Genomic DNA, 25,184 nt, shown 5'->3' on the forward strand with positions numbered 1-25,184 from the left:
GAGGACACGCGCCATGAGTGACAAGCTGATAGATTTCCGCACCGATCCGTCGAAGTATCGCCACTGGAAAGTCGCCTACGAGGGCGAGGTGGCCCGCGTCACCATGGATGTCGACGAGAACGGCGGCCTCTTCGAGGGCTACCAGCTCAAGCTCAACAGCTACGATCTGGGCGTCGATATCGAGCTGGCCGACGTGGTGCAGCGCATGCGCTTCGAGCATCCCGAGGTGAAGGTGGTTATCATGCAGTCCGGCAAGGACCGGGTGTTCTGCGCCGGGGCCAACATTCGCATGCTCGGCGGCGCCTCCCATGCCCACAAGGTCAACTTCTGCAAGTTCACCAACGAGACCCGCAACACCTTCGAGGCCGCCGAGGCGGACTCCGGGCAAAATTGGATCGCCGCTGTGAAAGGCGCCTGCGCCGGGGGGGGCTACGAGCTGGCGCTGGCCTGCAATCACATCATGCTGACGGATGACTCCAGCTCTTCGGTCGCACTGCCCGAGGTGCCGCTGCTCGCCGTGCTCCCGGGCACCGGTGGACTCACCCGGGTGACCGACAAGCGCAAGGTCCGCCGCGATCTGGCCGACGTGTTCTGCGCCATGGAAGAAGGCGTGCGCGGCAAGCGGGCGAAGGACTGGCGGCTGGTGGATGAGGTGGTGCCGAACAGCAAGTTCGACGAGACGGTGACGGAACGCGCCGCCGAATTCGCCGCCCAAATGCCCAGCCGCGCCGAGAAGGGCATCAGCCTCGGCCCGATCGAGCGCAGCATCACCGACACCGCCGTGACCTACACCCATGTCGAGGTGGAGCTTGATCGCACCGCACGCTCGGCCACCATCACAATCAAGGGCCCCGAAGGCGCCGCCCCGAGCGGCCCCGAAGACCTCGTGGCGCAGGGCGACCAGAGCTATCTTCTCAAGCTGGCCCGCGAGTTGGATGACGCCATTTTGCATCTGCGCCTCAACGAAATGGAGCAAGGCACCTGGACCTTCCGCACCCAGGGCGATCCCGAGGCGCTGCTGGCCCATGAGGCGGTGCTGCTGGCCAACAAGGACAACTGGCTCGCCTCCGAAACCCTCGCCTACTGGAAGCGCATCCTCAAGCGGATCGACGTGACCTCCCGCAGCCTGGTCGCCCTGGTCGAGCACGGCTCCTGCTTTGCCGGCGTCCTGGCCGAGATCCTCTGGGCCTGCGACAGGACCTACATGATGGAAGACGAGTTCGAGGGCGACAATCGCCCGCTCGCCACCATCACGCTGGCCGAAACCAACTTCGGCCAATACCCCATGGGCAACGACCTCACCCGCCTGCAAACCCGCTTCCTCGGCACCCCCGAGGCGGTGGAGGCACTGCGCGAGCACATCGGCGAGCCCATCGAGGCCGAGGAGGCCGACGCGCTGGGCCTCGTCACCTACATCCTCGATGACATCGACTGGGAAGACGAGATCCGCATCTTCATGGAAGAGCGCGCCAGCTTCTCCCCCGACGCGATGACCGGGATGGAAGCGAACCTGCGCTTCGCTGGCCCCGAAACGATGGAAACCCGCATCTTCGGCCGCCTCACCGCCTGGCAAAACTGGATCTTCCAGCGCCCCAACGCCGTCGGCCCCGAGGGTGCCCTGCAACGCTACGGCACCGGTATCCGTGGCGACTACAACATGCAACGCGTCTGACCCGCACCAACCCCGCAGGGTGGGCAGTCTGCCCACCACCCCGAGGAGGAAAAAATGCTCGACCTGATCAACGTCTCCTACGACACCCAGATCCCCAACAACGTCGGCCTGTCGGAAGACAAGCGCGTGCTGAAGGCGCTGGAAAAGTGGCACCCCGGCTACATCAACTGGTGGAACGACCTGATCCCGCAGAACTTTCAGGAAAGCCTCGTTTACCTGCGCACCGCCGTTTCGGTTGACCCGAAGGGCTGGGCCAAGTTCGACTATGTGAAGATGCCAGAATACCGCTGGGGCGTTCTGCTGGCCCCGCAGGGCGACGAGCGCAAGATCCCCTGCGGCGAGCACGCCGGACAGCCTGCATGGCAGGAGGTGCCGGGCGAATACCGGAACATGCTCAAGCGCCTGATCGTCATCCAGGGCGACACCGAGCCGGGCAGCGTGGAGCAACAGCGCTTCCTGGGGCTCACCGCTCCCTCGCTCTACGACCTGCGCAACCTCTTCCAGGTCAACGTGGAGGAGGGCCGCCACCTCTGGGCGATGGTCTACCTGCTGTTCAAGTACTTCGGCAAAGACGGCCGCGAGGAGGCAGATGACCTGCTCCGCCGCTCTTCCGGCTCCGAAGAGGCCCCCCGGATGCTCGGCGCCTTCAACGAGGAAACGCCCGACTGGCTCTCCTTCTTCATGTTCACCTACTTCACAGACCGTGACGGCAAGATGCAGCTGGAGTCCCTCGCCCAGTCCGGCTTCGACCCGCTCTCCCGCACCTGCCGCTTCATGCTCACCGAAGAGGCGCACCACATGTTCGTGGGCGAAACCGGCGTGGGCCGCGTGGTGCAGGCCACCTGCGAGGCGATGAAGAAGGCCGGCATCACCGACCCCTACGACATCAACAAGATCCGCGACCTTGGCGTGATCGACCTGCCGACGATCCAGAAAAAGCTGAACCTGCACTACACCCTCTCGCTCGATCTCTTCGGGCAGGAGGTCTCGACCAATGCCGCAAACGCCTTCAACGCGGGCATCAAGGGCCGTTACATGGAGCACCGGATCGACGACGATCACCAGCTTCGCGGCGATACCTACAAGGTCTGGAACCTCGTCGACGGCAAGGTTGTGCAGCAGGAAGTGCCCGCGCTGACCGCGATCAACATGCGCCTGCGCGACGATTACGTGCGCGACGCCTCGGGTGGTGTGGGCCGCTGGAACAAGGCCATCGAGAAGATGGGCATCGAGTTCGAGCTGACCCTCCCGCACGAGAGCTTCCACCGCCAGATCGGCGTCTTCTCCGCCGCCCGCTTCGACCCGGAGGGCAACCCGCTCAGCCAGGCCGAGTACGACGCCCGCAAGGACGAGTGGCTGCCCACCAAGGCCGATGGCGACTTCATCCAGTCGCTGATGAAGCCCTGCTACGAGCCCGGCAAATACGCCAGCTGGATCGCCGCGCCGAAAGTGGGGATCGACAACAAGCCCGGCGACTTCGAATATGTGAAGCTGCACATGGCCTGAGGCCAACCCGGGCGGCGCCCCGCGTGCCGCCCGCCCACAGGGAGGAACCGCCATGATGACCCAAAGCCAATCCCGCCCCCGCCCGCGCGCGCTGACCGCCGGCAAATGCCTCGGCTGCACCGGCTGCACCGGCGCCTGCCGCGAGGTGCTCGACCTCCTGGCCGTGCCCGAGATGGTGCTGAAGCCGAAGGGCAGGGCGGCATGAACAAGCCCCTCAAGCAGCACCTCATCGACCCCGAGATCTGCATCCGCTGCTACACCTGCGAGATGACCTGCCCGATCCAGGCCATCACCCACGACGACATGAACGTCGTCGTCGATGCCGACAAATGCAACTTCTGCATGGATTGCATCCCGGTCTGCCCCACCGGCTCGATCGACGAGTGGCGGGTGGTCGAAACGCCCTATTCCCTCGACGAGCAGTTCGAGTGGACGGAGCTGCCCGAGCAGGCCGAGATCTCCGGCGGCGACGACAGCACCGAGGCGCTCGACGAGGCCATGGCCGCGCTTCTGGCCGAGGCCCACGCCGGGGCAGGGGGCAAATCTGTCGCCCCCGCCTCCGCCTCCAAGCCCTCGATCAACCTGCACACCATCGGCAAGCCGGTCACCGCCCGCGTGCAGGGCAACTACCGCCTCACCGCCGAGGGCTCCGACAGCGACGTGCGCCACATCATCCTCGACATGGCTGGCGCCCCCTTCCCGGTGCTCGAAGGCCAATCCATCGGCATCATCCCGCCCGGCACCGACGCCGAGGGCAAGCCCCACCTGCCGCGCCTCTACTCGGTCAGCAGCCCCCGCGACGGCGAGCGCCCCGGCTATGCCAACGTCTCGCTCACCGTCAAGCGCGAGCCCCACGGCGTCGGCTCCAACTACGTCTGCGATCTCTCCAAGGGCGACGAAGTGCAGGTTACCGGCCCCTTCGGCGCCACCTTCCTGCTGCCCGATGATCCGGCGGCCCGGCTGCTGATGATCTGCACCGGCACCGGCTCCGCCCCCTTCCGCGCCTTCACAATGCGCCGCCAGCGCATGTCGGCAGGCGCGGCGGGCGACATGGTGCTCTTCTTCGGTGCCCGCACGCCCGACAGCCTGCCCTACTTCGGCCCGCTCAAAAAGGTGCCCGACAGCCTGCTCAAAAAGCACTTCGCCTTCTCGCGCGTCGAGGGCGAAGAGAAGCAATACGTGCAAGACAGGATGCGCGCCCACGAAGACGAGGTGGCCGAGCTTCTGGCCGACCCGAACACCCATATCTATGTCTGCGGCCTGCGCGGCATGGAGGCCGGGGTGGACGAGGCGCTGGCCAATATCGCCGAAAGCATCGGCCTGCCCTGGGTCACGACGCGGGATGCCATGCGCGCCGAAGGCCGCTACCATGTGGAGACCTACTGAGGAGGAGGGGACCCCATGGCAACTTTCGTAATCGTTCACGGCGCATGGCACGAGGGTGCGCTGTTCGAGGAGGTCGCTGCGCCGATCCGCGCCGCCGGCCACACCGTCCACCTGCCCACGCTCGCGGGCAACGGGGCAGGGGGCAACAAGGGGGTAGGGCTGGATGACGCCATTACCTCCGTCACCGACTACTTCGCCGAGCATTCCATCACCGATGCCGTGTTGATCGGCCATTCCTACGGCGGCATGGTCATCACCGGCGCCTATGACCGCCTGCCCGAAGGCTCCGTGCGCCGCCTCGTCTACTGGTCGGCCTTCGTGCCGAACGACGGTGAGGCGCTGGATGATCTCGTCCCGCCCCAATACGTCGACCTCTTCAACCAACTCGAGGCGGAAGACGGCTCGGTTCTGCTGCCCTTCCCGGTCTGGCGCGAGGCCTTCATCAACGATGCCACGCTGGAGCAGGCGCAGGCCGCCTACGACAAGCTCAATCCGCACCCGCACAAGACCTTTCAGGATAAGATCTCGCTGCGCAGCAACCCGGCCGAATGGCAGGTCGGCAAGAGCTATATCCACTGTCAGGAGGATGTGGCCCTGCCCGCCTCGCTCCCGTGGCACCCGCGCCTGTCCGAAAAGCTCGGCCTCTATCGCTACGTCTGGATGCCCGGCTCCCACGAGGTCTGCTTCACCAACCCCGCGCTGCTAGCTCAGAAATTCATGGAAGCGGGCCGGGATTGACCCCCTACACCCACCACATCCAAGTCGGCTGGGGCGATTGCGACCCGGCCCGCATCGCCTACACCGCACGCCTGCCGTGGTTTGCGCTGGAGGCGATCAACGGCTGGTGGGCCGATGCGCTGGGCGAGGTCGCGGGCTGGTATCACATGGAGATGGACCGGGGCACAGGCACGCCTTTCGTCTCGATGAGCATGGATTTTCGCGCGCCGGTCACGCCCCGCCACATCCTTGACTGCGCCTGCTGGCCCACCCGGCTGGGCACCACCTCCATCACCTTCCGCGTCGAGGGGCGGCAGGCGGGCACGCTCTGTTTCGAGGGCGCGTTCACCTGCGTCTTCGTCGACAGCCCGAGTTTCACCAAGACACCACCGCCCGATGACATTCGCGCGCTGGTTGAGGCGCGAATCCCGCGCTGAGACCCTTTGCCGCCTATTTCGGTACATGACACGGCTTCGCGTGAGTTCCGCGCAAATCTCCGCCGAGCGTGGTTGACATCGGCTGTGCAATTGCCACCTTAAGTGTATTGAGGGCCTCTAAGCCGCTGTATTTAAGCGCGAGTCATTTCCATGAGTGCAATCCAGCTCCCGGATTTCTCTGTCGATGTGCCCGATGGCTGGGTCGATCGCTCGGTGCTCGTCTGGTCTGCGCAGGGCAGCCCGTCCTCGGTTCCGCCCAACGTCGCCATCGCCCGCGACGAGATGCGCCCTGACGAAAGCTTCCTCGACTATTGCAACCGGCAGATGCTGAGCCTCAGTTCGGCGCTCGAAGGCTTCCGCCTCATCAAGCAGGATGAAACCAACCTCTCCGGACGCCTCGCGATGGAGCTCGTGTTCACCTGGAAAACCGCCGCGGGGCGGATGAAACAGCGGCAGATTTTCCTGCCGCTCGACGCCCCCCGGATCGCCTCCTTTGCCGGAACCGCCGCCGAGGCGGAATTCGACCACGCCGACGCCACCCATTTTCAACCGATGTATGCCTCGCTCGCAATTACCGCGGGCCAGTAAGTAACCGTTCCTTTCTCCGGCCCCCGGAGGGCCGCAAGTCATGTCAGACGATTCGAAGCCCGCCGCACGGCTGCTCGACCAGATCACCCATACCTCCGCGCTTGCGGGGTTCCTCGGCGGCGCCATCCTCGGGGCCATCGCCGGGGTGGCCATCGTCGCCGCCACCGTGGCCACCGGCGGCGCGGCGCTGGCCGTTGTGGCCGCCGTCGGGGCCGGTGTGGCGGCAACCGGCGGCATGGCACTTGTCGGCGGTGCGCTGGGGGCCACGTTCACAGGGCCACCCTGCGGCACCATCGCGCCGCCCTGCGCGGTGAACGTGCTGGTCAACAACCGGCCCGCCGCCCGCTCGGTGCTCGACGGCGTGCTCTGCTCCATGCATGCGCCCGGCCCGCCCAAACCCATCGCCACCGGGGCCGAACGCGTCCACATCAACATGATGCCCGCCGCGCGGCAGGATGAAACCGCCGTCTGCTCGGCCAAGATCTCGCAGGGTTCGCCCAACGTGAAATACGGCGGCGCCTCGGTGCAGATGCTCGATATCCAGCCCGAGATTCCCGAGTGGATGACGACCACGGCACAGGTCATGGCCATCGGCGGCACCATCGTGGCCATCGGCGCGGGGGCAGCGGCGGCCTTCGTCGCGGGCGGCACCTGCGCGCTTATCGGCTTTGCCGGTGAAACCATCGGCGCGCTGGCCTTCGGCTATGTCGGCGCCGAGGCGGGCGGCGCCATAGGCGAGCAGATCGGCGGCGAGCGCGGGCGGATCATCGGCGAGTTCGTCGGCGGCTTTGCAGGCGGCCTCTTCGGGCAGCGCCTCGGCGGGCGGATCACACGGGGCCACCCGGTGGATGTGGCCACCGGCGAGCTTTTCACCGAGGCCACCGACTTCACCCTTCCCGGCCCGATACCTTTCGCCTTCACCCGCGCCTGGGTGTCCTCCTCCACCGAAACCGGCGCCACGGGCGACCTCGGGGCGAAATGGGCCAACGTGCTGGGCCAGCGGCTTCTGCATGTGCCCACGCTCAATGCCTTTGCCCTTCGGATGGAAGATGGCCGCATCGCCCTCTTCCATGTGCCCGAGCCGGGCAAACCTTCGGCCAACGCCATCGAACGCCTGCTGCTGGAAACCGACGGCAGCCGCCTCTGGGTCCGCGATTACAACGGCATCTCCCGGCACTTCGCCCCCGATCCCTTCACCCCGGGTGGCTTCCTGCTGTCGGGCTTCTCGGACCGGAACGAAAACCGAATCCGCATCGAGCGCGACAGGCTCGGTCTGCTGGCCCGGATGACAGGCTCGGCGGGCCACGTGCTGGAGTTCCACCACGACGACCATGGCCGCCTGACCCGGATCGACGCCCCGCACCCGACAACGGAGGGCGCGCGGATCGCGCTCATGCGGTACGGCTACGATGGCGCAGGCAATCTTGCCCATGCCACCGACGCGGAGGGCAACGCCCTGCGCTACGCTTACCTCGGCGGGCAGATGGTGGGCGAAACCCGCAAGGGCGGGCTGCACTACACCTTCGAATGGGATGAAAGCCACACCCGAGTCACCCGCACATGGGGCCGCTCCGCCTCGGGCGCGATGGACCGGCTCAACTACGCCGCCTTCACCTATGACGAGGGCCACAAGTGCACCATCGTCGCCGATGCCGAGGGGCATGAGACGCGCTATTTCCACGATGGCGCAGGCCACGTCACGCTTGAGATCGACCCGCTGGGTCGCGAGCGGCGGATGAGCTACGACAAGGCGGGCAACCTGCTGCGCTGCGAGGAGCCCTCGGGCGCGGCTGTCGAAAACGCCTTCGACGGGGTCGGGCGGCTGCAGAAGGGCGTTACCGCCGAGGGCGTCAGCTTTTCCCAGGTGCCGCTCGACGTGCCCCCGGATGACCCGCGCTTCGGGCTGATGGCGCGCGTGTCCGAAAGCCAGTCGGGCACCACCACCTTCAGCTACGATGCGCGCGGCAACCTCATGGCCGAAACCGGCCCCACCGGCACCGAAACCCGCTACCTGCGCGACGAGCGCGGCCTGCTGGTGGCCGTCACCGATGAGATCGGCCCGGTCTGGCGCGGGCGCTACTCCGGCAGCGGTCTGCTGGTGGCGGAAGGCCCCGACACCATGCTGCGGGTCTTCGAGCATGACAGGCTGGGCCGCGTGGTGCGGGAGCGGCACGTGGGCGGGCCTGACGTGGCCATCACCCGCGACCTGCTGGGCAACCCCTTGCTGATCGACGAGGGCGAAGGGCGGCAAACCCGGCTTGCCTATGACGCCGAGGGCAATGTGGTGCAGCACGTCACCGCCGAGGGGGCCGAAACCCGCTGGGCCTTCGACGGCATCAAGCACCCGGTCCGCCGGGTCGAGCCGACCGGGGCCACCACAACCTATACCTACGACGCTGAGTTCCTGCCGCTGCGGGTGACCAACCCCGAGGGCGAGCACTTCGTGATGGAGTATGACCCGGCCGGGCAACTCCTGCGCAAGGTCGCCTTCGACGGCCGTGAGACGGTGCTGGAATACACCGACACCGGCGCGCTGGTTGCCTGGACAGAGGCAGGCCGTCGCACCGAGCAAAGCTGTGATCCCTGGGGTCGCCCGCTGGAGCGCCGCCTTGCCGATGGCACACGGCATCGCTTCTCCTGGGCGAAGAATGGTCAGGTCGCCAAGGCCGTCGCGCCCGGGGCGGTGGTGGCCTTCTCTTACGATGCCGCCGGGCGTGTGGTGGAAGAGGCGATCAACGGCGAGGCCACCACCCGGCGCTACGACGCCCGCGGGCGGCTCACCGCGCTGGGCCTGCCCGATGGCCGCGAGATCACCTATGAGATCACCGCCGACAACACCCCCGCCGCGCTCTCGCTCGACGGGCGCGAACTCGCCAGCTTCTCCCATGATCCGCAGGGCCGTCTCACCGGGCTTGTCGCCGGGCCGCTGCACCTGCGCCACAGCCATGATGCATCCGGCCGACTGGCCGCGCAGGAGGTGCTGCGCCACACCGGCTCGGGCAGTTTCCGCCAGCTTCTGCGGCGTGACTACACGTGGTCGGCGGGCGGCACCCTCGCCGAGATGACAGACAGCCGCTTCGGCACCCGCACCTATGGCTATGACAGCGCCCTGCGGCTGACCTCCACAACAGGCTGGGCGCCGGAGCGCTTCATTTTCGACCAGGCCGACCACCTCGTGGCGGCCACCACGCCCGAAAGCCCCGCCGCCACCGTGGCCCTGCGCCAGTCCGCCGGACAGGTGCGGGTGATGGGCGACCACCACTTCAGCTACGACCCGCAGGGCAACATGGTGGAAGACTGGTCGGGCGCGCGGCAGAACACCCGCCGGACCTATGCTTATGACGGCGCGGGCATGCTCTCGGAGGCCCGCGTTACCACATGGGACAGCGAGCTCACCGCCCGCTACACCTACGATGCCTTCAACCGCCGCATCTCCAAAACAGTGCGCACCCGGCAGGATGCGGCCAATGACCGGGCCGATCTGGAGGGCCGCGAAACCGTCACCCGGTTCTACTGGGCGGGCGATGACCTGATCGGTGAAAGCACCGGACCCGATGCCGCGCCCTGCGAGCGGCTCTACATCTACCGCCCGGGCCAGTGGGTGCCTCTCTTCCTCGTCGAACATGGCAAACCCTACCTCTACGACACCGACCACCTCGGTACGCCGCAGGCGCTTTTCGATGCCTCGGGGGCGATGGTCTGGTCGGCCCAGTACCGCGCCTTCGGGCGCGCGCAGGTGATGGAGCCGGGCGGCCTCGTGCAGCCGCTCCGCGCGCCGGGCCAGTATCACGACGCCGAGACGGGCCTTCACTACAACCGCAACCGCTACCTGCACCCCGAGCTTGGCCGCTATACCCAGCCAGACCCGATCGGCCTGCTGGGCGGCGAAAACCTCTATGGCTACCCGCCCAACCCGGCCAATTTCATCGACTTCTTCGGCCTCACCCCGCTCAACCAGGGGGGCTACTCGCTCTACCACATCACCAACCGCGCGGGGGAGGTCGTCTACGTCGGCATCACCAACGATCCGGCTGTCCGCCGCTCGGGCCACACCGGCACCGGGCGGTTGGGCCGGGGCTACCAGTTGAACGTGGTCGAGCGGAATTTGACATACGCGCAGGCCCGTGGTTACGAACAGGCCGATATCAGGCACTACGGCACCCGCGACACCAGCCGCATCGGCCAGCCCTACCGCGCCGGCGATCCCAACCGGGTCTGGTCCTACGCCGAAGACAGAACAGACGCCCGCGCCCGGGCGTTTCAGGAACACGAGAGGCAGCGCACAGCCGGCTACGGCGGCTGCGGATGAGGAGTGCAGATGGCAAGGATGCCCAAGATCAAACCCGGCCAGTATTTCTCGGCCCCGCTGCTGGGCGGCGGTTACGGCTATGGTTACTTCACCCACGTCTATGACGGGTTCATCTTCTTCTGCGATGTCTTCGACCGCATGGGCGACAGCGCCGATCTTCCGGCAGACATCGACGACAGCCCCCTGCTGCTGACCGACATGGCCATCGGCGGCGAGGAGTTTACCCTCAAGCCTGAAGAGGCCGAGGAATTCGGAGGCAAATGGGTGCTCCACAAGGCGCCGCTGCGCGAGGGCGCGGCGCTGCACCAGCCGCTGCGGATCATGGGCACCAAGGTGGTCGATCTCAGTGAGGCCGCCCCCGACAGGCCGGCCACCCCCGCCGAACTGGACAGCCTCGGCAAGCTCGGCCACCCCTTCCCGCCGACCACGCACAACATGATCGAGGTCGCCCTGCGCCGGCTCGATGTTGACCCGAACGACTTTTATCCCAAGGACTTCCCCAAGGATTAATCGGCGCTGCGGGAACCCGCGCGCCCGCTGAGCCGTTAGGGCGCGACACCGGAGGCCCCATGCAGATATTCCACTGCCCGTCCTGCGCCGAGCAGGTCTGGTTCAACAACCACCTTTGCCCCAACGGCCACGCACTCCACTTCGACCCGGATGCGCAGGTCATGGTGCAGGGCACCGATTGCGAGCGGCGCGCCGCCATCGGCTGCAACTGGACCGCAGGCACCGAGGCAGGGCCGCTCTGCCGCTCCTGCGCAATGACCGAGGTGATCCCCGATCCCGAGGTCGAGGGCGCCGAAAGCCGCCTGGCGCGCACCGAGGCCGCCAAACGCTGGGTGCTGGCCGGGTTGCACCGCTGGGGCTGGTTCGGCCCTGCCGATCCCGGCCCGGCACCGCGCTTCGAGCTGGTGGCCGACCGCACCCGCCACGGGCCGGAAGAGATCGTGATGGGCCATGCAGACGGCCTCATCACGCTCGACGTGGCAGAGGCCAGCCGCGCGGTGCAGGAAGAGCGCCGCGAGCGACTGGCCGAAGATTACCGCACCATGATCGGCCACCTCCGGCATGAACTGGCGCATTACCTCTTCCTGCGCCTCAGCCAGGATGATCCGTCGTTTCTTGGGGCATTCCGCCCGCTCTTTGGCGATGAGCGCGCGGATTACGGCGAGGCGCTGAAGGCGCATTACGACAACCCAAGGCCCGCCGGGGGCACCCATATCACCAGCTACGCCACCGCCCATCCGCATGAGGACTGGGCCGAAACCGTGGCCCACCTGCTGCACCTGACCGACCTTGTCGACAGCGGCTACGCCGTTGCGCTTGCGCCCGGCGGCGATGCCTACGCCGAACCCGATGCGCTGGCCCTGATCGAGCGCGCCGCGAATTTCGCCATGCGGGTCAACCACGTCAACCGTGCTCTCGACCTGCCGGATCTCTACCCCTTCGTGCTCTCCGATCCGGTGCGCGAGAAGCTGGCCTTCGCTCATCGCGCGCTGCGCCGGGCGGGGTAGGGGCGAATTTCATTGAAGCGCCAGGGCGGATCGTCCATCTTGTGCACTATAATTCACAAGATGCGAGACGCGGCGCAGGATGAGCGAAATCACCAACTTTCAGGGCGAAACAACCGATGCCCTCGGCGCGGATGACATGGAGGCCGCAGTCGACCGGCTGATTGGTCGCGTCGGTGAGCGGGTGCGCAAGGCGCGCGAACTGCGCGGGCTGCCACGCCGCGTCGTTTCCGAGCTTTCCGGCGTGTCTCCGCGCTATCTCGCCCAGCTCGAGGCGGGGGAGGGCAACATTTCCATCGGCCTCCTGAAGCGGGTCGCCATCGCGCTCGATCACCGCATCGAGTGGCTCGTGGGCGAGGATGACCCATGGACCTCGGAGGCCATGCGCGTGGCCGATCTCTTCGCCTCCGCCACCGCCGAAACACGCGCCCGCGTGCTCGATATGCTCAGCCCCGAGCCGCCTGCGCGGCTGCGCGGCCAGCGGATCTGCCTCATCGGGCTGCGCGGCGCCGGAAAGTCCACCCTCGGCGAGGCACTTGGCGCCCGGCTCGGGCTGCCCTTCATCGAGCTGAACCGCGAGATCGAGGAGCAATCCGGCATGCCGGTGAATGAGGTGATGGCACTCTACGGACAAGAGGGCTACCGCAAGCTGGAGGCGCAGGCGGTGAGCCGCATCACCGCCACCCACGAGGCGCTGATCCTCGCCGTCGCGGGCGGCATCGTCGCCGAGCCCGACACCTACAAGAGCCTGCTGGCGCAGTTTCACACCGTCTGGCTCAAGGCCTCGCCCGAGGAGCACATGGGCCGGGTGCGGGCGCAGGGCGATACCCGGCCCATGGCCGGCAACCCCGAGGCGATGGAACAGCTCAAGAGCATTCTGCGCAGCCGCGAAGCGCTCTACGAGCGCGCCGAGGCCCAGCTCGACACATCGGGCCGAACCTTCGAGACGACGCTCGATGCGTTGGAGGCGCTGGTGCACGAGCGCGGCTTTCTGACCGGCGAATGAGCAGCACTATAGTTCATGAGGCCACCGCCCGGCTGTTGGCCCGCAGCCATGCCGAGGTGGAGGCGCTGCTGCTTGAAGGCTCCAACCCCTGGGAACTCGACGAGGCGCTGGAGGCAGGCGGCATGGCGCAGGGCCCCTGCGCCATGCAGGATCAGATCGGCCTCGACGTGATCGCCGCCGCCCGCACCGAGCCCTTCCTCGTGGCCGACCGGATGGTGGCCGAAGGCCGCCTGGGCCGAAAGGTTGGCGTCGGCTGGTTCCGTTACCCCGGCGGCGGCGGTGCCGTGGTGGACCCGCTGGTGGAAGACCTGATCCGCGAGGAGGCGCATTTTGCCGGACGGGTCTGGCGCGAGCTGAGCGCCGATGCGCTGCGCGCACGGTATTTCGGCGCGATGAACGAGGCCGCGCTTGGCCTGCCGCCCGAGGCCCGCGCCGCGCTGGGCCTCCCCGGCTGAGCCGCTCTTCGCCCCCCTTCGGGGCCTCATCGCTTCAGCCGGGGCGAAGACGCCTCGAAGGGCGGATGAGCCCCCCTCACAACCGCCGGAACACCTCCTGCATCACCCGCTCCGCCGCCCGGTGCATCTGCTGGCTGCGGTTGTGGATCACGAAATAGGGGGCCACCGCCAGGGCGTCGGCCAGTTCGAGCGTCGCAAAGCTGTCTCCGATCCGGTTGCGCGTGATCACATCCGCCACCTCCTGGCTCTGCGGCGCAATCGCATCTGTGCCACCAAGGATCGACAGCACCACCAGCAGCGACGACGAATTGGTGATCCGCTCCGGCGCGGCCAGCCCGGCGGCGTGAAAGCCCCCGTCCATCGCCACCCGGATCGGCGTGCCCAGATCCTGGATCACCCACTCGTACGCCCGCAGCTCGCGCAGCCGCCGCGGCGCCCCCAGCGCCGGGTGGCCAGCGCGCACCACAAGTGAAACCACCTCGTTGCGCGCCGGGTAGATGGCAAACTGCCGGCTGTCGTATTCTGGCGGCAGGCGGGCGATGACAAAGTCGAACCGCCCTTCCTCCAGCCCCCGCACCAGCTGCCCCGACGGCCCCACCTCGATGGTGGCCTGAATGTCGGGCGCGGCCTCGCGCACCGCCTGAATGGCGGGCACCAGTACCCCCACCGTCGGCCCCGTGACCGAACCCACGCGAACCTCGCCCGTCTCACCGGCGCGCAGCCCCGCCACCTCGCTCTGAAGGCTTTCCAGCTCGCTCAGGATCACCCGGGTATGGCGCAGAAAGGTCTCGCCCAGCAGCGTCGGCTCCATGCCCTTGGGGTGGCGCGTGAACAGCGGCGCGCCCACCTCCGCCTCGATCTCGGCCAGCACCCTGGAGGCCGCAGGCTGGCTCATCGCCAGCATATGCGCGGCGCTCTGCAACTGCCGCGTCTCCCCGATCCGCTGGATCAGCCGCAACTGCCTCGGCTTCAGCCGCCCTGCCAGCTCCATGGCGCTTCCTCATAACAAAAGTGATATGCAGATTGGCAGTATTCGCATTTTACAGTCATGTAAACGCCGCGCTACCTGACAGGCACGGGCGCCTCACGGCCCCGCAACAGGGAGAAGTGCGCATGCAGGGGCTGGGAGGCCCGCCAAGCGCACGCATTTGGAGGATACAAATGAAACTCAAGACCCTTCTCGCCTCGGCGGCTGCCGTGGTGTCGCTGGCCGCTGGCGCCTATGCCGAAGGCACCGTCGGCATCGCCATGCCCACCAAGTCGTCGGCCCGCTGGATCTCGGATGGCGAATCCATGGTCAAGCAATTCGAAGAGGCCGGCTACGAGACCGACCTGCAATACGCCGAAGATGACATCCCCAACCAGCTCGCCCAGATCGAGAACATGATCACCAAGGGCGTCGACGTGTTGGTCATCGCCGCCATCGACGGCACCACCCTGTCCAACGCGCTGGAAAACGCCGCCGCCTCGGGCATCAAGGTCATCGCCTATGACCGGCTGATCCGCGACTCCGGCAACGTCGACTATTACGCCACCTTCGACAACTTCAAGGTCGGCGTGCAGCAGGCAACCAGCCTCGTGAACGGCCTCAAGGAGCGCTTTCCCGACGCCGAAAGCTACAACGTCGAACTCTTCGGCGGCAGCCCGGACGACAACAACGCCTACTTCTTCTACGATGGCGCCATGTCGGTGCTTCAGCCGCTGATCGACGACGGCACCATCAACATCGTCTCCGGCCAGATGGGCATGGATACCGTCGGCACCCTGCGTTGGGACGGCGCCGTGGCCCAGGCCCGGATGGATAACCTCCTCTCCGCCCATTACACCGACAAGCAGGTGCATGGCGTGCTCTCGCCCTACGACGGCCTCTCCATCGGCATCCTGTCGTCCCTCAAGGGCGTTGGCTACGGCTCGGGCGACCTTGCCATGCCCATCGTCTCCGGGCAGGACGCCGAGGTGCCTTCGGTCAAGTCGATCCTCGCGGGCGAGCAGTATTCCACCGTCTTCAAAGACACCCGTGAACTGGCCCGCGTCACCGTGGGCATGGTCGATGCGGTGCTCGGCGGTGGCGAGCCTGAGATCAACGACACCGAAACCTATGACAACGGCGTCAAGGTTGTGCCCTCCTACCTGCTCGAGCCCGTCTCCGTCGACGCGAGCAACTGGGAAGAGATCCTGATCGGCTCCGGCTACTACACCGAAGACCAGATCAAGTAATCCCTTCGGGGGTTCTCCCGGGGCCTGCGTTCGCGCGGGCCCCAACAAAGGCGGAGGCAAGAGCATGACCGCGCTGCTCGAAATGCGCTCGATCACCAAGGAATTCCCCGGCGTGAAAGCCCTCGACACGGTGAACCTCACCGTGAAGGAAGGCGAAATTCATGCGCTGGTGGGAGAGAACGGGGCGGGCAAATCCACCCTGATGAAGGTGCTCTCCGGGGTCTATCCCGTCGGCACCTACGAGGGCGAAATCCATTACGAAGGCGCGCTGGCGGAGTTTCGCGACATCTCCGACAGCGAGGCGCGTGGCGTCATCATCATCCACCAGGAGCTGGCGCTTGTGCCGCTGCTCTCGATTGCCGAAAACCTTTTTCTGGGCAACGAGCGCAGCAAGGGCGGCGTGATCGACTGGCGCGAAACCAATGCCCGCACAGAGGCGCTTCTGCGCAAGGTTGGCCTCAAGGAGCCGCCGACCACGCAGGTCGATTCAATCGGCGTCGGCAAACAGCAGCTTGTCGAGATCGCCAAGGCGCTCTCCAAAGAGGTGAAGCTGCTCATCCTCGACGAGCCCACCGCCGCGCTTTCGGAGTCCGACAGCCAGGCCCTGCTCGATCTGATGCTGGAACTCAAGCAACAGGGCGTCACCCAGATCATCATCAGCCACAAGCTGAACGAGGTGCGCCGGGTGGCCGATACCGTCACCGTCATCCGCGACGGCACGACCGTCTCCACCATGGATGCCCGCGAAGGCGGCATCACCGAAGACCGCATCGTGCGCGACATGGTGGGCCGCGACATGGCCAACCGCTACCCGGCCCGTGAGCGCCGTTCCGGCGACATGCTGATGGAGGTGAAAGACTGGAACGTCTGGCACCCCGAGCACGCCGAACGCCAGGTAATCAAGAACGCCAATTTCACCGTCCGCGCTGGGGAAGTCGTCGGCATCGCGGGCCTTATGGGCTCCGGGCGCACAGAGCTGGCGATGAGCATCTTCGGGCAGAGCTACGGGCGCAACATCTCCGGCAGCGTCGAGATCGGCGGAAAGCCGGTGGATACGTCAAACGTGCCCCGCGCCATTCAGGCCGGGCTGGCCTATGTCACCGAAGATCGCAAATCGCTCGGCCTGATCCTCGAAGAGACGATCCAGCGCAACATCACCCTCACAAATCTTCCCGAGGTGGCCAACGGGGGCGTGCTGAATGAGGCCGAGGAAACCAAGGTTGCCGAAAAATACCGCCGCGCGATGAACATCCGCACGCCCTCGGTGTTCCAGAAGGTGATGAACCTCTCGGGCGGCAACCAGCAAAAGGTGGCGCTCTCCAAGTGGCTCTTCGCCGAGCCGGAGGTGCTCATTCTCGACGAGCCCACGCGCGGCATCGACGTGGGCGCCAAGTTCGAGATCTACGGCATCATCAACGAACTGTCCGAGCAGGGCAAAGGGGTCATCATGATCTCTTCCGAAATGCCCGAACTGCTCGGCATGTGTGACCGCATCTACGTGATGAACGAAGGGGCCCTGGTGGGAGAGCTTTCCGCCGAAGAGGCCAGCCAGGAGCGCATCATGTCGCTCATCGTGACCGATTGAGGAAGACCCATGGCAATCGCTGAAGACACAGAAACCCACGCCCCCAAGAGCATCGGCTCCTACCTGAAGAGCCACCTGCGCGAATATGGCCTGCTCTTCGCGCTGATCTTCATCATGGTCTTCTTCCAGATCGTGACGGATGGCACCCTGTTCCGGGCTGTGAACATCACCAACCTGATGCTGCAAAACAGCTACATCATCATCATGGCGCTCGGCATGCTGGTGGTGATCGTCTCGGGCAACATCGACCTTTCGGTTGGCTCCGTCATGGGCTTCATCGGCGCGCTGGCGGCGGTGATGATCGTCAACTGGGGCTGGAACATCTATGCCACCGGCCTGATCTGCCTCGTCGCGGGCGGGCTGATCGGGGCGGCGCAGGGCTATTGGGTCGCCTATTGGAAGGTGCCCAGCTTCATCGTCACCCTTGCGGGCATGCTGGTGTTTCGCGGTGCCTCGCTCTGGCTGCTCGAAGGCCAGTCCGTCGGCCCGTTTCCGCGCGAGTTTCAAGTCATCGCCAACGGCTTCATCCCCGATCTCTTTCCGGCGGGCTTGGGCGACAGCCTCGCGGGCCTCTTCGGCGCGCGGCAGGTCAACGTGCTGGCGCTGCTCACCGGGCTGGTGGCCGCGGGCATCATCACATGGCTCGGCATGCGCACCCGCGCCCGCAACAAGGCCTATGGCATCGAGGATGAGCCGCGCGCCTTCTTCATCGCCCGCAACGTGATCGTTTCGGCGGCGCTGATCTTCATCTGCTACAAGCTCGCCACCTTCCGGGGCCTGCCCAACGTGCTCATCACCATGGGCGTGCTGACGATCATCTACGCCTTCGTCACCGAGCAAACCACCATCGGGCGCCGGGTCTATGCCCTTGGCGGCAACGAGAAGGCGGCCAAGCTCTCGGGCATCAAGACCGAGCGGCTCACCTTCCTCGCCTTCGCCAACATGGGCGTGCTGGCCGCCGTCGCGGGCCTCGTCTACGCCGCCCGCCTCAACACCGCCACGCCCAAGGCCGGCTTCGCGCTGGAGCTTGACGTGATCGCGGCTGTCTTCATCGGCGGGGCGTCGATGTCGGGCGGGGTCGGCAAGATCGTTGGCGCGGTGGTGGGCGCCTTCCTGATGGGCGTGCTGAACAACGGCATGTCGATCATGGGCATCGGCATCGACTACCAGCAGGTCATCAAGGGCCTCGTCCTTTTGGCCGCCGTGCTCTTCGACGTCTACAACAAGTCCAAACAGGGGTGAGGGTGCGCTGTGAACGCGCACCCTACGGGGGCGCGCAACACGTAGGGTGCGCATTCATGGCGCACCGCCCCGCCCGGAGGTAACGAGATGACATTCAAACCCGCCGAATGGCCCCGCAAGCTCCGCAGTCAGGAATGGTACGGCGGCAACTCCCGCGACACGATCTATCATCGCGGCTGGCTGAAAAATCAGGGCTACCCGCATGATCTCTTCGATGGTCGCCCGATCATCGGCATCCTCAACACCTGGTCCGAGCTGACCCCCTGCAACGGCAGCCACGTCAAGGAACTGGTCGAGAAGGTGAAGGCCGGGATCTGGGAGGCCGGGGGCTTTCCCGTCGAGGTTCCGGTGTTCTCGGCATCTGAAAACACCTACCGCCCCACCGCGATGATGTTCCGCAACCTCGCTGCGCTGGCAGTGGAAGAGACCATCCGCGGCCAACCCATCGACGGCTGCGTGCTCATGGTCGGCTGCGACAAGACAACGCCTTCCCTGATGATGGGCGCCGCCTCCGTCGACCTGCCCGCCATCGTCGTCACCGGCGGCCCCATGCTCAACGGCTATTTCCAGGGCGAGCGCGTCGGCTCCGGCACCCACCTCTGGAAGTTCTCGGAGGACGTGAAGGCCGGGAAGATGACCCAAGAGGAATTCCTCGAGGCTGAGCAGTCCATGTCCCGCTCCACCGGCACCTGCAATACAATGGGCACCGCCTCGTCGATGGCGAGCATGGCCGAAGCCCTCGGCATGGCGCTCTCCGGCAACGCAGCGATCCCGGCGGTGGACTCCCGTCGCCGCGTCATGGCCCAGCTCTCGGGCCGCCGCATCGTTCAGATGGTGAAGGATGATCTGAAGCCGTCGGACGTGATGACCAAACAGGCCTTCGAAAACGCCATCCGCACCAACGCCGCCATCGGCGGCAGCACCAACGCGGTGATCCACCTCCTCGCCATGGCGGGCCGCTGCGGCGTTGATCTGACGCTGGAAGACTGGGACCGTTGCGGCCGCGATATCCCGACAATCGTCAACCTCATGCCCTCCGGCAAATACCTTATGGAAGAGTTCTTCTACGCCGGTGGCCTGCCGGTCGTGCTCAAACGCCTTGGCGAAGCGGATGTGCTCCACAAAGAGGCCCTCACCGTCTCCGGCGGCGCGATCTGGGACGAGGTGAAGGACGCCGTCAACCACAACGACGACGTGATCCTCCCCGCTGAAAAGGCCCTCACCCAATCGGGCGGCATCGTCGTGCTCAAGGGCAACCTCGCCCCCGGCGGCGCGGTGCTGAAACCCTCGGCCGCCACGCCTGCGCTGCTCCAGCACCGGGGCCGGGCGGTCGTCTTCGAGGACATCGACGACTACAAGGCCCGCATCAACGACGATGCGCTGGATATCGACGAAACCTGCATCATGGTGATGAAGAACTGCGGCCCCAAGGGCTACCCGGGCATGGCCGAAGTCGGCAACATGGGCCTGCCGCCCAAGGTGCTGAAGAAGGGCATCACCGACATGGTGCGCATCTCCGATGCCCGCATGTCGGGCACAGCCTATGGCACCGTGATCCTGCACACCTCGCCCGAAGCCGCTGCCGGTGGCCCGCTCGCCGTGGTGAAATCCGGCGACATCATCGAGGTCGACGTTGCAAACCGCCGCCTCCATCTCGACATCCCCGAGGAAGAGCTGGCCTCCCGCCTCGCCGCCTGGCAGCCCACCCACGAGCAGCCCGCCTCCGGCTACGCCTGGCTGCACCAGCAGCACGTCATGGGCGCCGACACCGGGGCCGATCTCGACTTCCTCAAGGGCTGCCGGGGCAATGACGTGGGCCGCGATAGTCACTGAGGCCAGACCCAATCTGTAGGGTGGGTGAAACCCACTAATCGAACCGGAGACCAACATGGAAATCGCCCTCGTCGGCATCGGCAAGATCGCGGTGGACCAGCACGTGCCCTCCATCGCCAACTCCCCCGATTGGGAGCTCACCGCCACCGTCTCCCGCCACGGCACGGTCGAGGGCGTGTCCGCCTATACCGATTTGGCCACGATGCTGGCCGAACACCCCGAAATCCGCGTCGTCTCGCTCTGTGTCCCGCCCGTCCCGCGCTTTGAGATGGCGGCGCAGGCGATCCGCGCAGGCCGCCACGTGATGCTCGAAAAGCCCCCCGGCGCGACCCTCTCGGAATGCCACACGCTGGAGGCGCTGGCCCGTGAGCACCGCGTCACCCTCTACGCCTCATGGCACAGCCGCGAGGCCGCAATGGTCGCCCCCGCCAAGGCCTGGCTCGCGGACAAGCAGCTCACGAAGTTCACCGTGACCTGGAAGGAAGACGTGCGCCGCTGGCATCCGGGGCAAGAGTGGATCTGGCAGCCCGGCGGGCTTGGCGTGTTCGATCCGGGCATCAACGCCCTCTCCATCGTCACCGAGATCCTGCCCGAGCCGGTCCACCTCACCTCCGCCAAGCTGGAGGTGCCTGAAAACTGCCAGGCCCCCATCGGTGCAACTCTCGCCTTCGCCCACCCTACGGCATCCGTGGATATGGTCTTCGACTGGCGCCAGACCGGCGACCAGACCTGGGAGATCGAGGCCGAAACCACCCAAGGCACCCTCAAGCTGCTCGACGGCGGCGCACGCATGCAGATCGACGGCAGCGAGCAGGGCGAGGACGGCGACGCGCTCAAGGGCGAGTACCCGCGCCTCTACGCCAACCTCGCCCGCCTCGTCGCCGCCGGCGAGATCTCCATGGACCTCTCCCCCATGCGCCACGTCGCCGATGCCTTCACCCTCGGCCACCGCACCCTGACGGAGCCTTTCCACGAATGACCGACACCCGCGAAATCTTCGCCACCACCCCCGAGGGCGACACCGTCGAGATCGTCACGCTCCGCGGCGGCCCGGCCACCGCCCGTGTGATGACATGGGGCGCAACGCTGCAGGATTTCCGCCTCGGGGGCATCGAGCACAGCCTCGTCCTCGGCTCTCCCGTGTTCGAGCCCTATCGCGCCGGGATGAAGAATTACGGTGCCATCGTTGGACGCGCCGCCAACCGCATCGCGGGTGGCAGGGCCCCGCTCAATGGCCAGACCGTCCAGCTTGAAACCAACGAAGCGGGCCGCACCGCCATCCACGGCGGCTCCGACGGCTGCGGCTACGTCAACTGGGCCCTCGCTGGCCACTCCGACACCACCGCCACCTTCACCCTGACGCTGGCCGACGGGCAGGCGGGCTACCCCGGCAACCTCACCCTGACGGCCACCTATTCGCTCGACGACGAAGGCGCGCTGACGCTGGAGATCACCGGCGAAACCGACGCGCCCACCTTCTGCAACATAGCCCACCACAGCTACTGGAACCTCGACGGCACTCCCACGCTCGATGGTCACACCCTACACGTCGATGCCGACAGCTACCTTGCCATTGATGCCGACAAGATCCCGCTCAACGGCCCCGAGCCGGTGGCGGGGACGCGCTTCGATTTCCGCAAGCCCCGCACCATCACCACGCCAGAAGACACGCCGAAGCTCGATCACAATTTCTGCCTGCGGCTCCCCGGCACGCCGATGCACCCGGCCTGCACCCTGCGCGCCGGGGGCCTCCAGCTGGAGATCGACACCACCGAACCCGGCCTTCAGGTCTACGACGGCTCCGGCCTCAACTCGCAGGCCCCCGGCCACGGCGGCGCGCCCTATGGCCCCCACGCGGGCGTCGCCATCGAGCCGCAAAAATGGCCCGACGCGCCCAACCACCCGGACTACCCGCAAATCACCCTTTCGCCGGGCGAGACCTACCGACAGGTCTCCCGGTTTCATGTCACCCGCATCTGACGTAAGGACGACACATGCAAACCCCACTCACCGGAATCCTCCCCGTCGCCCCAACGCCCTTCCACGCCGATGGACAGGTCGATGAAGAGGGGATGCGCCGCGTCCTCGACTGCATGATCGATCAGGGCGTGGATGCCATCTGCATCCTCGCCAATTACTCCGAGCAGTTCGTGCTGTCGGACGAGGAGCGCGCTACGCTCACCCGCGTCAGCCTCGAACATGTTGCGGGCCGCGTGCCTGTCATTGTCACCGTCTCGCATTTCTCCACCCAGATCGTGGTGGAGCGGGCCAAATACGCCGAGTCCCTCGGCGCCTCCATGCTGATGATGATGCCCCCCTACCACGGCGTGGGCCTCGTGCCCGCCGAGGCCGGGATCATGGAGCACTTTCAGGCCGTCTCCGACGCCATCTCCATCCCGATCATGGTGCAGGACGCGCCGCTTTCCGGCGTCACCCTCACCGTGCCCACGCTGGTGCGCATGGCCAAGGAGATCGAGCATGTTTCCTACTTCAAGATGGAAACGCCCTTTGCCGCCGACAAGCTGGCAGCCCTGATCGAGCAGGGCGGCGAGCACATCGTCGGCCCCTTCGACGGTGAAGAGGCCGTGACCCTTCTGGCCGACCTCGACGCAGGCTGCACCGGCACCATGACTTCGGCGCTCCAGCCCGAGCTGATCGGCCCCATCGTCGTCAACTACCTCGACGGCGACCACGAGGCCGCGCTCGCAGGCTGGAAGCGTTGCCTGCCGCTGATCAACCACGAAAACCGCCAGTGCGGCCTCCGCGCCGCCAAGACGGTGATGATGGAGGGCGGTGTGATCGGCTCCGATCATGTCCGTCACCCCTTGAAACCCATGTCGCAGCGAACGAAATCCCGATTGCTGCAACTGTCGAAAGAACTAGATCTGATCGCCCTGAAATGGGGCAAGTGAGGAGAGACATGAGCTTTACCCCCAAGTCCAAACACCTGATCGCTGGCGAATGGCTGGATGGCCCCTCGACCTTCAAGAGCGAGCCCGCCCATGGCGAGGCTTTCGACTATCCGGTCGGCACACCCGACCTTGTGAACAAGGCCTGCGAAGCCGCTGAAGAAGCCTTCTGGACCTACGGCTATTCCTCCCGCGAAACCCGCGCCAAGTTTCTCGAAACCATCGCCGACGAGATCGAGGCGCGCGGTGACGAGATCACCGAGATCGGCACCTCCGAGACCGGTCTGCCCGAGGCCCGCCTGCAAGGCGAGCGTGGCCGCACCACCGGCCAGCTCCGCCTCTTCGCGTCGCATATCCGCGACGGCGGCTATCTCGACGTGCGCCATGACGAGGCGCTGCCCGACCGTGCGCCGCTGCCCCGGCCCGACCTGAAGATGGTCCAGCGCCCGATCGGCCCTGTCGCCGTCTTCGGCGCCTCCAACTTCCCGCTCGCCTTCTCCACCGCCGGCGGCGACACCGCCGCCGCGCTGGCCGCGGGCTGCCCGGTCGTGGTCAAAGGCCACTCGGCACACCCCGGCACCGGCGAGATCGTGGCCCAGGCCATCGACGCCGCGATCCAGAAGTGCGGCATCCATCCCGGCGTGTTCTCCCTGATCCAGGGCGGCAAGCGTGACGTGGGCACCACCCTCGTCGAGCATCCGCTGATCAAGGCCGTGGGCTTCACCGGCTCCCTCGGCGGGGGCCGCGCGCTCTTCAACCTCTGCGCCGCCCGCCCCGAGCCGATCCCCTTCTTCGGTGAGCTCGGCTCCGTGAACCCCATGTTCGTGCTCCCCGAGGCCGCCAAGGCACGCGGCGCCGCGATGGGCGAGGGCTGGGCCGGTTCGCTCACCATGGGCGCGGGCCAGTTCTGCACCAACCCCGGCATCGCCGTGGTCGAGAAGGGCGCTGATGGCGATGCCTTCGTCTCCGCCGCCAAAGAGGCGCTCTCCAAGGCCGCCCCGCAGACCATGCTCACCGACGGCATCGCCAAGGCCTATCAGGACGGCAAGGCCCGCTTCGACGGTCGCAATGCCGTGCAGCCGCTGTTGACCAACGCCGACGAGGGCCGCAATGCCAGCCCCAACCTCTATGAAACCGACGCCGCAGCCTACCTGCAGGACCACGCGCTCGGGGAGGAGGTCTTTGGCCCCCTCGGGCTGGTTGTACGGGTGAATGGTAAAGAAGAGATGGAGACGCTCGCGAAAGGCTTCGAAGGCCAGCTCACCGCCACCATCCACATGGATGACGGTGACACCGACCGCGCCAAGGCACTCATGCCGATCCTCGAGCGCAAAGCGGGCCGCATCCTCGTCAACGGCTTCCCCACCGGCGTCGAAGTGGCCGACACCATGGTCCACGGCGGTCCCTACCCGGCCTCCACCAACTTCGGCGCAACCTCCGTCGGCACCCTCTCGATCCGCCGCTTCCTGCGCCCGGTCTGCTACCAGAACATGCCCGACGCGATCCTCCCCGAGGACCTCGCAGGCGCATGACCGCCACCTGGATCGCGGCCGATTGGGGCACCTCCAACCTCCGCCTCTGGGCCATTGGCCCCGAGGGGGAGGTGATCGGCCGCGAAACCTCCGACAAAGGGATGGGCGGGCTCAGCCCCGAGGGCTACGAGCCTGCCCTCCTTGCCCTCGCCGAGCCCTACCTTGGCGACGGCCCCACCGAGGTGCTTATCTGCGGCATGGCAGGCGCGCGCCAGGGCTGGGTCGAGGCCCCCTATGCCGCCGTGCCCTGCAAACCCGCCGGCCTCGCCCCGGTGA

General features: G+C 66.5%; 22 protein-coding genes. 21 read left to right on the forward strand and 1 reads right to left on the reverse strand.

All coding sequences use genetic code 11. From position 1 onward, the window contains the following. Positions 1-13: 13 nt before the first annotated feature. The 12 genes from boxC (at position 14) to DYI42_RS09690 (ending at position 13,590) form a co-directional block, all read left to right on the forward strand. Entirely contained in the window at positions 14-1,672 is a 1,659-nt protein-coding gene (boxC, locus tag DYI42_RS09635) for a 2,3-epoxybenzoyl-CoA dihydrolase (protein ID WP_213545721.1), read from the forward strand. 54 nt (positions 1,673-1,726) lie between these two features. Beyond that, a complete protein-coding gene (gene boxB, locus DYI42_RS09640) occupies positions 1,727-3,178 on the forward strand; it encodes a benzoyl-CoA 2,3-epoxidase subunit BoxB (RefSeq protein WP_213545722.1) in 1,452 nt (483 codons plus the stop codon). Between the two features lie 52 nt (positions 3,179-3,230). After that, a complete protein-coding gene (locus DYI42_RS09645; protein WP_213545723.1) occupies positions 3,231-3,383 on the forward strand; it encodes a hypothetical protein in 153 nt (50 codons plus the stop codon). After that, a complete protein-coding gene (boxA, locus tag DYI42_RS09650; protein ID WP_213545724.1) occupies positions 3,380-4,564 on the forward strand; it encodes a benzoyl-CoA 2,3-epoxidase subunit BoxA in 1,185 nt (394 codons plus the stop codon). The genes DYI42_RS09645 and boxA overlap by 4 nt, the downstream gene beginning before the upstream one ends. 15 nt (positions 4,565-4,579) lie before the next feature. Continuing rightward, on the forward strand, positions 4,580-5,302 hold the full coding sequence (locus tag DYI42_RS09655; protein WP_213545725.1) for an alpha/beta fold hydrolase: 723 nt from the start codon (positions 4,580-4,582) through the stop codon (positions 5,300-5,302). Next, complete coding sequence (locus DYI42_RS09660) at positions 5,299-5,718, forward strand: acyl-CoA thioesterase (RefSeq protein WP_244867782.1); 420 nt, start codon at positions 5,299-5,301, stop codon at positions 5,716-5,718. The genes DYI42_RS09655 and DYI42_RS09660 overlap by 4 nt, the downstream gene beginning before the upstream one ends. Before the next feature lie 150 nt (positions 5,719-5,868). Continuing rightward, on the forward strand, positions 5,869-6,306 hold the full coding sequence (locus DYI42_RS09665; protein ID WP_213545726.1) for a DcrB-related protein: 438 nt from the start codon (positions 5,869-5,871) through the stop codon (positions 6,304-6,306). 40 nt (positions 6,307-6,346) lie between these two features. After that, positions 6,347-10,615 (forward strand): RHS repeat-associated core domain-containing protein, encoded by a 4,269-nt coding sequence (locus DYI42_RS09670; RefSeq protein ID WP_213545727.1) that lies wholly within the window; start codon positions 6,347-6,349, stop codon positions 10,613-10,615. Positions 10,616-10,633: 18 nt separating this feature from the next. After that, a complete protein-coding gene (locus DYI42_RS09675; RefSeq protein ID WP_213545728.1) occupies positions 10,634-11,125 on the forward strand; it encodes a hypothetical protein in 492 nt (163 codons plus the stop codon). Positions 11,126-11,184: 59 nt separating this feature from the next. Continuing rightward, complete coding sequence (locus DYI42_RS09680) at positions 11,185-12,132, forward strand: zinc-binding metallopeptidase family protein (protein WP_213545729.1); 948 nt, start codon at positions 11,185-11,187, stop codon at positions 12,130-12,132. Between the two features lie 79 nt (positions 12,133-12,211). Continuing rightward, positions 12,212-13,135: a helix-turn-helix transcriptional regulator gene (locus tag DYI42_RS09685; RefSeq protein WP_213545730.1), complete on the forward strand. Its 924-nt coding sequence runs from the start codon at positions 12,212-12,214 to the stop codon at positions 13,133-13,135. Then, the gene (locus DYI42_RS09690) at positions 13,132-13,590 is read left to right on the forward strand and encodes a 3-hydroxyacyl-CoA dehydrogenase family protein (RefSeq protein ID WP_213545731.1); all 459 of its coding nucleotides are present in this window, start codon (positions 13,132-13,134) and stop codon (positions 13,588-13,590) included. The genes DYI42_RS09685 and DYI42_RS09690 overlap by 4 nt, the downstream gene beginning before the upstream one ends. Positions 13,591-13,666: 76 nt before the next feature. Here DYI42_RS09690 and DYI42_RS09695 read toward each other — a convergent pair whose 3' ends face one another. After that, a complete protein-coding gene (locus DYI42_RS09695) occupies positions 13,667-14,581 on the reverse strand; it encodes a LysR family transcriptional regulator (protein ID WP_213545732.1) in 915 nt (304 codons plus the stop codon). A gap of 170 nt (positions 14,582-14,751) precedes the next feature. On the opposite strand from DYI42_RS09695, the gene chvE reads away from it, so the two are divergent. The 9 genes from chvE to DYI42_RS09740 all read left to right on the forward strand — a co-directional run. After that, a complete protein-coding gene (chvE, locus tag DYI42_RS09700; protein WP_213545733.1) occupies positions 14,752-15,807 on the forward strand; it encodes a multiple monosaccharide ABC transporter substrate-binding protein in 1,056 nt (351 codons plus the stop codon). A gap of 64 nt (positions 15,808-15,871) precedes the next feature. Next, on the forward strand, positions 15,872-17,392 hold the full coding sequence (gene mmsA, locus DYI42_RS09705) for a multiple monosaccharide ABC transporter ATP-binding protein (protein WP_213545734.1): 1,521 nt from the start codon (positions 15,872-15,874) through the stop codon (positions 17,390-17,392). Between the two features lie 9 nt (positions 17,393-17,401). After that, positions 17,402-18,634: a multiple monosaccharide ABC transporter permease gene (mmsB, locus tag DYI42_RS09710; RefSeq protein WP_213545735.1), complete on the forward strand. Its 1,233-nt coding sequence runs from the start codon at positions 17,402-17,404 to the stop codon at positions 18,632-18,634. 87 nt (positions 18,635-18,721) lie between these two features. Further along, a complete protein-coding gene (gene araD / locus DYI42_RS09715; protein ID WP_213545736.1) occupies positions 18,722-20,467 on the forward strand; it encodes an L-arabinonate dehydratase in 1,746 nt (581 codons plus the stop codon). A 55-nt stretch (positions 20,468-20,522) separates the two neighbouring features. Then, positions 20,523-21,446, forward strand: coding sequence for a Gfo/Idh/MocA family protein (locus tag DYI42_RS09720; RefSeq protein WP_213545737.1), 924 nt, complete (start codon positions 20,523-20,525; stop codon positions 21,444-21,446). Beyond that, the gene (locus tag DYI42_RS09725) at positions 21,443-22,447 is read left to right on the forward strand and encodes an aldose epimerase family protein (RefSeq protein ID WP_213545738.1); all 1,005 of its coding nucleotides are present in this window, start codon (positions 21,443-21,445) and stop codon (positions 22,445-22,447) included. Before DYI42_RS09720 ends, DYI42_RS09725 begins: the two co-directional genes overlap by 4 nt. Positions 22,448-22,461: 14 nt before the next feature. After that, positions 22,462-23,379, forward strand: a complete 918-nt coding sequence (locus DYI42_RS09730; protein WP_213545739.1) for a dihydrodipicolinate synthase family protein — start codon at positions 22,462-22,464, stop codon at positions 23,377-23,379. Positions 23,380-23,387: 8 nt separating this feature from the next. Then, complete coding sequence (locus DYI42_RS09735; RefSeq protein WP_213545740.1) at positions 23,388-24,908, forward strand: aldehyde dehydrogenase (NADP(+)); 1,521 nt, start codon at positions 23,388-23,390, stop codon at positions 24,906-24,908. Further along, positions 24,905-25,184: 2-dehydro-3-deoxygalactonokinase (locus tag DYI42_RS09740; protein ID WP_213545741.1), on the forward strand; the 280-nt coding region annotated here is incomplete at its 3' end. The genes DYI42_RS09735 and DYI42_RS09740, both read left to right, overlap by 4 nt.

The sequence above is a fragment of the Vannielia litorea genome, from assembly GCF_018424695.1.
Lineage (GTDB): Bacteria > Pseudomonadota > Alphaproteobacteria > Rhodobacterales > Rhodobacteraceae > Vannielia > Vannielia litorea_A.

Coding starts and splice junctions, on each gene's coding strand:
- boxC (WP_213545721.1), top strand. CDS start 14: ATGAGTGACAAGCTGATAGATTTCCGCACCGATCCGTCGAAGTATCGC.
- boxB (WP_213545722.1), top strand. CDS start 1,727: ATGCTCGACCTGATCAACGTCTCCTACGACACCCAGATCCCCAACAAC.
- DYI42_RS09645 (WP_213545723.1), top strand. CDS start 3,231: ATGATGACCCAAAGCCAATCCCGCCCCCGCCCGCGCGCGCTGACCGCC.
- boxA (WP_213545724.1), top strand. CDS start 3,380: ATGAACAAGCCCCTCAAGCAGCACCTCATCGACCCCGAGATCTGCATC.
- DYI42_RS09655 (WP_213545725.1), top strand. CDS start 4,580: ATGGCAACTTTCGTAATCGTTCACGGCGCATGGCACGAGGGTGCGCTG.
- DYI42_RS09665 (WP_213545726.1), top strand. CDS start 5,869: ATGAGTGCAATCCAGCTCCCGGATTTCTCTGTCGATGTGCCCGATGGC.
- DYI42_RS09670 (WP_213545727.1), top strand. CDS start 6,347: ATGTCAGACGATTCGAAGCCCGCCGCACGGCTGCTCGACCAGATCACC.
- DYI42_RS09675 (WP_213545728.1), top strand. CDS start 10,634: ATGCCCAAGATCAAACCCGGCCAGTATTTCTCGGCCCCGCTGCTGGGC.
- DYI42_RS09680 (WP_213545729.1), top strand. CDS start 11,185: ATGCAGATATTCCACTGCCCGTCCTGCGCCGAGCAGGTCTGGTTCAAC.
- DYI42_RS09685 (WP_213545730.1), top strand. CDS start 12,212: ATGAGCGAAATCACCAACTTTCAGGGCGAAACAACCGATGCCCTCGGC.
- DYI42_RS09690 (WP_213545731.1), top strand. CDS start 13,132: ATGAGCAGCACTATAGTTCATGAGGCCACCGCCCGGCTGTTGGCCCGC.
- DYI42_RS09695 (WP_213545732.1), bottom strand. CDS start 14,581: ATGGAGCTGGCAGGGCGGCTGAAGCCGAGGCAGTTGCGGCTGATCCAG.
- chvE (WP_213545733.1), top strand. CDS start 14,752: ATGAAACTCAAGACCCTTCTCGCCTCGGCGGCTGCCGTGGTGTCGCTG.
- mmsA (WP_213545734.1), top strand. CDS start 15,872: ATGACCGCGCTGCTCGAAATGCGCTCGATCACCAAGGAATTCCCCGGC.
- mmsB (WP_213545735.1), top strand. CDS start 17,402: ATGGCAATCGCTGAAGACACAGAAACCCACGCCCCCAAGAGCATCGGC.
- araD (WP_213545736.1), top strand. CDS start 18,722: ATGACATTCAAACCCGCCGAATGGCCCCGCAAGCTCCGCAGTCAGGAA.
- DYI42_RS09720 (WP_213545737.1), top strand. CDS start 20,523: ATGGAAATCGCCCTCGTCGGCATCGGCAAGATCGCGGTGGACCAGCAC.
- DYI42_RS09725 (WP_213545738.1), top strand. CDS start 21,443: ATGACCGACACCCGCGAAATCTTCGCCACCACCCCCGAGGGCGACACC.
- DYI42_RS09730 (WP_213545739.1), top strand. CDS start 22,462: ATGCAAACCCCACTCACCGGAATCCTCCCCGTCGCCCCAACGCCCTTC.
- DYI42_RS09735 (WP_213545740.1), top strand. CDS start 23,388: ATGAGCTTTACCCCCAAGTCCAAACACCTGATCGCTGGCGAATGGCTG.